Origin of the sequence: Flavobacterium sp. FPG59 (genome assembly GCF_002150205.1) — a bacterium.
Taxonomy (GTDB): Bacteria; Bacteroidota; Bacteroidia; order Flavobacteriales; family Flavobacteriaceae; genus Flavobacterium.
This window is the reverse complement of record NZ_MTCA01000175.1, coordinates 1-6,516: the sequence shown is the minus strand read 5'-3', so window position 1 is coordinate 6,516 and position 6,516 is coordinate 1. Positions and strand designations below refer to the sequence as shown.

At 33.8% G+C, this 6,516-nt stretch carries 7 protein-coding genes; 4 read left to right on the top strand and 3 right to left on the bottom strand.

The window, feature by feature from the left end; translation table 11 throughout:
• The 4 genes from FPG59_RS12680 to FPG59_RS12665 form a co-directional block, all read left to right on the top strand.
• On the top strand, positions 1–638 hold a 638-nt coding region (locus FPG59_RS12680), incomplete at its 5' end, for a DUF6624 domain-containing protein (RefSeq protein ID WP_254906703.1).
• Positions 639–926: 288 nt separating this feature from the next.
• Positions 927–2,537, top strand: coding sequence for a GMC oxidoreductase (locus tag FPG59_RS12675; protein ID WP_086454956.1), 1,611 nt, complete (start codon positions 927–929; stop codon positions 2,535–2,537).
• Entirely contained in the window at positions 2,521–3,492 is a 972-nt protein-coding gene (locus tag FPG59_RS12670; RefSeq protein WP_254906702.1) for an alpha/beta fold hydrolase, read from the top strand. The genes FPG59_RS12675 and FPG59_RS12670 overlap by 17 nt, the downstream gene beginning before the upstream one ends.
• A 370-nt stretch (positions 3,493–3,862) precedes the next feature.
• Positions 3,863–4,387 carry a GNAT family N-acetyltransferase gene (locus FPG59_RS12665; RefSeq protein WP_086454954.1) on the top strand — a complete coding sequence of 175 codons (525 nt, stop codon included), beginning with the start codon at positions 3,863–3,865 and terminating at the stop codon, positions 4,385–4,387.
• A 58-nt stretch (positions 4,388–4,445) separates the two neighbouring features.
• Here FPG59_RS12665 and FPG59_RS12660 read toward each other — a convergent pair whose 3' ends face one another.
• The 3 genes from FPG59_RS12660 to FPG59_RS12650 form a co-directional block, all read right to left on the bottom strand.
• On the bottom strand, positions 4,446–4,829 hold the full coding sequence (locus FPG59_RS12660) for a DUF3037 domain-containing protein (protein WP_086454953.1): 384 nt from the start codon (positions 4,827–4,829) through the stop codon (positions 4,446–4,448).
• Positions 4,807–5,601, bottom strand: a complete 795-nt coding sequence (locus tag FPG59_RS12655) for a HipA family kinase (protein ID WP_086454952.1) — start codon at positions 5,599–5,601, stop codon at positions 4,807–4,809. The genes FPG59_RS12660 and FPG59_RS12655 overlap by 23 nt, the downstream gene beginning before the upstream one ends.
• A gap of 66 nt (positions 5,602–5,667) precedes the next feature.
• Positions 5,668–6,513 (bottom strand): NAD(P)H-hydrate dehydratase, encoded by an 846-nt coding sequence (locus FPG59_RS12650; RefSeq protein ID WP_086454957.1) that lies wholly within the window; start codon positions 6,511–6,513, stop codon positions 5,668–5,670.
• Positions 6,514–6,516: the final 3 nt, after the last annotated feature.

The window sequence follows — 6,516 nt, the reverse complement described above, 5'->3', positions numbered from 1 at the left end:
GAATAGCTATTTTTAAAACCGAAAATTTTTCCAATAAAATGAATTATTCTAAAGTTGCAAATGAAATAATCAAATTAAAAAATAAGGATTTAGAATTAAGACAAAAATTGATTGAGGAAAAAAAGCTCTCTCATAGTTATGATCTTGAAATGGAAAATCTTCACATTAGCAATGCAAAAAAACTCAATGCGATTATTGATGAAGTGGGTTTTCCTACTATTGAAAAAGTTGGAATTGAAGCAAGTGAATCTGCTTGGCTAATTATACAACATGCTATTAGTGAACCTGAATTCATGAAAAAATGTTTGAAAATTTTAGAGAACGGTATAGTTGAAAATAAAAATTACGAAGAAAATTTGGCTCGTTTATCAGATAGAATAGCGGTATTGGAGGGAAAACCTCAATTATTTGGTACTCAATTTGATTGGGACACAAATGGTGTCTTAAGTCCAAATATGTGCGATGATTTATCGATGGTTAATATTCGAAGATTAAAAATTGGTTTAAATACTTTAGAAGAACAAACACAAAAAATAAGACAACAAGCAGAAAATGAAAATCAAACAGTCCCAAAAAACCTTTTTGAAAGAGAAATAGAAATCAATCTTTGGAAAAAAAAAGTTGGATGGATTAAATAAAATAACATGAATAAGCTTTTTTTAAGACCTCAATTTACGTTAACATAAAAATGAATTATTTTAGTAATCTATAGGCTATTATAACCAATAATGACCGTTGCCTTAAAAGGTGAATATCATTTTTTGAGTTTGGTAACCACATCAGTACAGCCAAATATATTTTACAAAGTCAACAAATTACTGATAACACTATTCTATTAAGATTAAAACATTTTATACATTTGAGAAAAACAAAATTACAAAAGCATCGATCCAAACTTTGCGGTAAATTATAATCAAACAGATACAATGGAATACGATTATGTTATTGTAGGTAGTGGTTTTGGTGGTTCTGTGAGTGCCTTGCGACTATCAAAAAAAGGGTATAAAGTAGTCGTAATCGAAAAAGGAAAATGGTTCCGAGCAGGGGATTTTCCCAAAACCAACTGGAATTTTAAAAAATGGCTTTGGTTGCCAAGTCTCCGTTTCTTTGGTATTATGAAACTTACCATTTTTAAACATGTCGCTGTTCTCTCGGGAACAGGTGTTGGTGGAGGTTCTTTGGTCTACGCCAATACACTACCCATTCCAAAATCTACCTTTTTTAAAACTGGAAGCTGGAGTACCTTGAACGATTGGGAAAATGAACTTGCGCCTTTTTATCAAGAGGCACTTAAAATGCTTGGCACTGCTAAAAATCCTAAATTATTTGATGGTGATCTTGGATTGCAAAAAGTAGCCCAGAAATTGGGTATGGAAGATAAATTTGATGCTACAAATGTTGCCGTTTATTTTGGAGTAGAAAACGTTACTAAAAAAGACCCCTATTTTGACGGAATAGGACCTGAAAGAACAGGTTGCAATTTTTGCGGTGCTTGCATGACAGGCTGCAGAAACAATTCTAAAAACACCCTTGACAAAAATTATTTATACCTCGCACAACATTATGAAGCGGTTATTATGGCGGAGCAGGAAGTCTATGATGTTAAACCAATCAATACTTCAGATGGCACCCATGGCTACGAAGTTTCCATAAAAACAAGTACACAGTTTTTCACAAAAAAAAGTACCATTAAAAGTAAAGGAGTCATTTTTTCTGGTGGTGTGCTAGGAACTATTAAATTACTACTGCAACTCAAGACAAAATCTTTACCCAATATTTCAGATCGATTAGGGGAAGACATTAGAACTAATAATGAAACTCTTGTTAGTGTTTCCACGCTAGACAAAGAGAAGAACTTTTCAAAAGGAGTTGCCATCGGAAGTATTTTAGATACAGATGAGAACAGTCACCTAGAAATTTGCCGCTATTCTGAAGGTTCAAATGCGTGGAAATTAATTCACTTTCCATATGTAACAGGCAGTAACGCTTTTGTTCGCATTGCTAAAGTTATTGGTGCTTTAGTAAAGTCCCCAGCAAATTATTTTACAATTTATTTGAAAAACAATTGGGCAAAAAAAACGGTAGTACTGCTTTTTATGCAAACTTTAGACAGTACATTGAAACTGAAAATCAACTTTTTTGGATTCATGAATTCAACCGTTAGTAAAGGTAAAAGACCATCTCCTTTTATTCCAGAGTCTGTTCAATTAATCAAAGAATACAGTGAGGCTGTAAATGGTGTCAGCACTTCTTTTGCAGTAGAAACTATCGCGGGAATTCCTTCAACAGCTCACATATTAGGTGGTGCAGTGATGGGATCAAATGCTAGTGAAGGTGTAATTGATAAAAACAATAAAGTTTTTGGATACAAAAATCTATATATCATAGATGGTTCAATGATTTCAGCAAATCCAGGGGTAAATCCATCTTTATCTATCACAGCAATTGCAGAACATGCGATGCATCAAATTCCTTTCAAAAAATCGGAAGAAAATATCATCAATCAATCAGTGGAGGTCAATGAAATACTTAATTAAGTTTATAAAAATTATTGGGGGCTTTTTAGCCATCCTTATTATTGCCATCCTGCTATTTTTTGGTCATCGTGATATTCCATTTATAGACTTAAAAACAAAGTATACGAATAAGGCTTCTTCCTTTATTTCAATTGATGGAATGAATGTTCATTATCGTGATGAAGGCAATCAACAGGATAGTATCCCTATTGTGCTTATTCATGGCACGGCATCTAGTTTACATACCTTTGATGCGTGGGCGAATCGTTTAAAATTGACCAATCGAGTGATCCGAATGGATTTGCCTGCCTATGGCTTAACCGGACCATTTCCTGATCGCAATTATTCGATTCAACATTACACTGAATTTATCAAAACCTTTTTAGATACTTTAAAAGTTAAGCAATGCATTTTGGCTGGTAATTCTTTAGGAGGAGAAATCGCTTGGAACTATGCAATTACTCAAACTGAAATGGTTGAAAAATTGATTTTAATAGATGCTACAGGATACAGGCAAATTTCTAAGAGTGTACCAGTTGCTTTTAAAATTGGCCAAACTCCTGTTCTAAACAAAATTCTAACTTATATTACGCCGCGTTTTATAGTAAAAGCAAGTGTCGAAAATATTTATTTTGACAAATCGAAAGTGACTCAGCCTTTAGTTGATCGTTACTATGAACTAACCTTGAGAGAAGGCAATCGTCAGGCATTTGTTGACCGTTTTACGATAGAAAAAGACACCCTAGCTTATGAGAAGATCAAAACAATTAAGCAGCCTACACTGATACTTTGGGGTTCTCAAGATTTATTAATTCCGTTAGAAAATGCCACGAAGTTTCATAGAGATTTGCCTAATAATTCACTGGTAACAATACAAAACACAGGTCATACTCCCATGGAGGAAAGTCCCATCGAAAGTTTAAAACCAGTACTTGAGTTCTTGAAAAAAGACCGCAATACCAATTATAAATTTTAAAAAGGACTAAAAGTTTAGAATTTAAGTTACGATAAACAATTGAAGAATAAGAATATCCATCTGCAAAAGCTAATCTTATTTACAAAAGCCAACACTTTAAGATCTTCCACCTTTACTATTTACAAAAAGTCAATTTTATTGCATTGTAAATCAACTAACTTTATGCAGATAATTCACAAAAACAAAAGTTTTATATAAATTAAAATTGCTCATTAGCCTCATCTTTGTTAGCAAAATAATAGTAATTAATTAAAGGATAAATATTAAATTTTCTGAATAAACGCAATTATAGTTCCCTTGAAAAGAAACAAATTTATTGTAATAGTGAAATGGTTTTTTCTACCTTTGAAAACTAAAAAAACAGTCCTTTATGATTACCAAAGCTACACTTGAAGACCTTACAGCATTAAATCAATTGATTAATTCAGCCTATCGCGGAGAAACCTCCAAGAAAGGTTGGACCACCGAGGCTAACATTCTGGAAGGATTGCGTACCACAGAGACTGAATTAAAAGAAACCATTTTAAATACAAAAAATACACTACTAAAATTTAGTAATAATAACGAAATTGTAGGTTGCGTTTTACTAGTTGACAAAACCGAGCACTTATACTTAGGCATGTTGACCGTTGCACCACATTTGCAAAATGGAGGTGTTGGAAAAAAATTATTGCAGCAAGCTGAAATTCATGCTTTGGAACTAGGTTTGCCAAAAATTGTCATGACCGTAATTACGGTACGTGAAGAATTAATTGCTTGGTACCTGCGTAATGGTTATGAAGACACTGGTGCGAGAGAACCGTTTCCGTCAAGTGATGTACATATTCCTATTGCTAATGAACCTTTAGAATTTATGGTACTTAGCAAAGCTATAAACATAGCCGAAACACTTTAAAATGTAAATACCCTTTTGAATAAAATAATTCGAAAGGGTATTTTTGGATACTCTGGTGCTACAACACTAAGTCTTCAAAAAGGCGTTGAGTTGTATGGTCTAAATTGTCACATAATCCTGGATGTGGCCTAGAAGTTTGAATGGCTGAACTACGCAGCGCCGTTAACCATCGAAATCGTGAAGGGAGATCAAATTGTCCTATTGGCCCAGCATCTTTTTCGCCATGAGCTACTTTTGCAAAAGCTTGAACATTTAATGTCAATTGTTCTACATCCAAGTCATTCGAAAAAAGACGGAGTTTACCCTCATTAATTTCGAATAAAACTTTTATAAATTTTGCTCTTTTACAAAAAAGAATAACCCCAACATTAAGGAATTCTTCGCGCTCTACCCTAGGCACAACACGAATAACGGCATACTCATATAAGTGTTGCTCTTGCATTTTGTGCTTCTGTTATAAAAATTTCGGAATGATCTAAACGAGTACTTAAAAATTGAAAATAAACTTCCCTAATGGCTTCTGGCTGTTCTTGATTTTCTTCCCATTGGAGCCAAGCATCAGGTATAAGATTAACAATGTTTCTAATAACATCTGTTGTTAGAATAGATTTGAATTCAATATTTGTCTCTTGTAATAAAGAAGCCTGAGGCAACAAAACATGATCTTTTATCAAGGCAAAAGGACTTTTTGCATGTTTCTCCCAATTGCTCCAAGAGTGATGAAAATAAAAACTTGCTCCATGATCAATTAGCCATAACTCTTTATGCCAAATGAGCATATTGGTATTCCTAAATGTTCTATCCACATTAGTAATAAAAGCATCTAACCAAACAATTTGTGAAGCTAGTTTAGCGTCAACCGCAGTTACTACAGGATCAAAATTAATAGCTCTAGATAAATAATGCAAGGCTAAATTAAGTCCTTGACTACCTTGTAATAAATCTTGAATTTCTTCATCAGCTTCACTACGCCCAAAAGCTTCGTCTAGATTTGCAAATACTAATTCGGGCATTTTTAAGTTCAAAACTCTAGCAATCTCACCCCCTATCAATTCTGCAATCAAAGCTTTTACGCCATGGCCTGCTCCTTTAAACTTTAAAACATATTTAAAATCATCATCGGCTTCAGCAAGAGCGGGTAAAGAACCGCCTTCCCGCAAGGGTGTGATGTATCGCGTAACATTTACGGTTCTAAGATATGGTTGTTTTTCCATAATTGAATTGGATAAAGCAATTTTGCTATGGTGCAAACTTACAAATTAAGAAATGAATTTACTGTCTCAATTTATTTTGTGTTCCTTTTCTAAACTCAAAAAAGCTTTGCCAATGTGGGCAATAATATCTGAAGCTATGAAAGACTGATAACCTGTTTCTGGCAAAGCTATATCGGCCGTTAAACCATGAAGATAAACACCTATCAAAGCTGCATGAAGAGGACAATATGACTGTGCTAATAAACTAGTAATCATCCCTGTTAATACATCTCCACTTCCAGCTGTAGCAAGGGCAGCATTTCCTGTGGTATTCTCATAAATGGTGTCTCCATCAATAACACGTGTAGGAGCGCCTTTCATCACAATAATAATTTGATGTTCTTTAGAGAAAGAAATACTTTTATTTAGCTTGTCTTTTTCGGAAATCCAACTACCAATCAATGACTGTAATTCTTTTGGGTGTGGAGTAATGATTGTTTTGGGTGCTAGATGGATCAATAATTTTTTAAACTTTGAAATAATATTCAAGGCATCAGCATCAATAACCATGGGGATTTTATACGTTTTCAAAAACAGTTGTAAAGCATTATGTGATTTATCCGATTGACCTAATCCAGGACCTATACCAACAGCTTGTGGTTTAAAATCAAAATCAATATCTGATATCACTTCTTCCTCTAGATCTGTTAAAACCATAACCTCAGGATTTGAAGTTTGTATACTGGTATATCCGCATTTAGGAATAAAAACGGTTACCAATCCGCAACCAGTCTTTAAACAAGCCTTTGAAGCTAAAATAATAGAGCCAATTTTCCCATAACTTCCACCAATAATCAGTGCATGTCCCTGAATTCCTTTATGTGTAAACTGATCGATTTCTTTATAAATCTTTAGTATTTCAGAATGAGTTATAGG